Here is a 2,036-nt window from a genome sequence, read left to right as displayed (position 1 = left end):
GGAGGACGAGGAAAGCCGCCGCCTGCCCGAGATCCGCGCCGGCGAGCAGCTTGCCCGTGAGGCGATCAACGCCACCCAGCACACGACCGAGCCGCCGCCGCGCTATTCCGAGGCGTCGCTGATCAAGAAGCTGGAAGAGCTCGGCATCGGCCGGCCGTCGACCTACACGGCGATTCTGAAGACGCTCGAGGACCGCGACTACGTCGCCATCGACCGGCGCAAGCTGGTGCCGCAGGCCAAGGGCCGGCTGCTGTCGGCCTTCCTCGAAAGCTTCTTCGAGCGCTATGTCGAATATGACTTCACAGCCTCGCTCGAGGAAAAGCTCGACGAGATCTCCGACGGCAAGCTCGCCTGGAAGGACGTGCTGCGCGACTTCTGGAAGGATTTTTCGGGCGCCGTCGACGACATCAAGGAACTGCGCGTCTCCGACGTGCTTGACGCCCTCAATGACGAGTTGGCGCCGCTGGTGTTCCCCGCGCGGGAGGACGGCTCAAACCCGCGCGTCTGCCCGAAATGCGGCACCGGCAACCTGTCGCTGAAGCTCGGTAAGTTCGGCGCCTTTGTCGGCTGCTCAAATTATCCGGAATGCTCCTATACCCGCCAGCTTGGCGACGCCGCCAATCCCAACGGCGAGAACGGCAATGGCGAGGACGGCGTCAAGCTGCTCGGCAAGGATCCATACACCGCCGAGGAGATCACCCTCAGGAGCGGCCGCTTCGGCCCCTACATCCAGCGCGGCGAAGGCAAGGACGCCAAGCGCTCGAGCCTGCCCAAGGGCTGGACCGCCGAGTCGATCGACCATGAGAAGGCGCTGGCGCTGCTGGCATTGCCGCGCGATGTCGGTAAGCATCCGGAAACCGGCAAGATGATCTCGGCCGGTCTTGGGCGGTACGGACCCTTCGTGCTGCACGACGGCACCTACGCCAATCTCGAAAGCATCGAGGACGTGTTCTCGATCGGCCTGAACCGCGCCGTTTCGGTGATCGCCGAGAAGCAGCAGAAGGGCAAGGGCGGCCGCAACGGGAGCACGCCGGCTGCGTTGAAGGAACTGGGCGAGCATCCCGACGGCGGCGGCAAGATCGTCGTGCGCGACGGCCGCTACGGACCCTACGTCAATTACGGCAAGGTCAATGCGACGCTGCCCAAGGGCAAGGATCCGCAATCGGTGACGATGGACGAGGCAATCGCCCTGATTGCCGAGAAGGAAGCCAAGGGCGGAGGCGGCAAGAAGCCGTTCCGCCGGGCGGCAAAGAAAGGATAGCACGACGTGGCGCGCAGGATCTCCGGAAGAAGTCACGGCGATCCGCGCAGCGCCGACACCAGGGCGAAGGTGGTCAAGGATGACTACCGGCCCTCGCGCGACGAAATCCTGCGCTACATCGCTGAGAACCCCGACCGCTCCGGAAAACGCGACATCGCCAAGGCGTTCGCGCTGCGCGGCGACGACCGCATCTGGCTCAAGGATCTGCTGCGCGACCTGCAGGATGAGGGCCTGCTGACCAGGAACCGCAAGCGGCTCACCCGCGCCGGCTCCCTGCCCCATGTCGCCGTGCTCGACATTTTCGGCCGCGATAACGATGGTGTGCTTCTGGCGCATCCGAGCGAATATACCGGCCCGGGCTCGCCGCCTGTGATCGCCATCCGCATTTCGCGCGGCGCCAGCGGCCCGGTTCCGGGCATCGGCGCCCGCGTCCTCGCCAAGACCTTCCCGACCGACGATCCCTCAGGCCCCGCCTATACCGGGCGGGTCATGAAGATTTTCGAGAAGCGCAGCGAAGCCGTGCTCGGCGTCTTCCGCGTGCTGAAGGACGGCACCTTTCGCATCGAGCCGGTGGAACGCCGCCAGCCCGAGCTGATCGTCGACAAGGAATTCCAGAACGGCGCCAAAAATGGCGATCTGGTCGAGGTCGAGCCGGCGCGCGCTTCGCGCTACGGCCTGCCGCGGGCCAAGGTGCTGGCGGTGCTGGGCTCGCTGACTAGCGAGAAGGCGGTCTCGATGATCGCCATCCACGCCCACGACATACCCCACGTCTTTC

General features: G+C 65.6%; 1 protein-coding gene and 1 pseudogene. Both read left to right on the top strand.

Annotation, left to right across the window (positions count from 1 at the left end; translation table 11 throughout):
• Positions 1 to 1,261, top strand: a 1,261-nt coding sequence (locus EOA60_RS30555) for a topoisomerase C-terminal repeat-containing protein (protein WP_206628324.1), incomplete at its 5' end; no start/stop codon positions are given.
• Between the two features lie 6 nt (positions 1,262 to 1,267).
• A pseudogene (locus EOA60_RS30550) lies at positions 1,268 to 2,036 on the top strand (ribonuclease R); the annotation flags it as partial.

The sequence above is a fragment of the Mesorhizobium sp. M1A.F.Ca.IN.020.06.1.1 genome, from assembly GCF_004023265.1.
Taxonomy (GTDB): domain Bacteria; phylum Pseudomonadota; class Alphaproteobacteria; order Rhizobiales; family Rhizobiaceae; genus Mesorhizobium.
The sequence above is the reverse complement of the archived record's forward strand: the minus strand, read 5'-3'. Positions and strand labels throughout refer to the sequence as shown.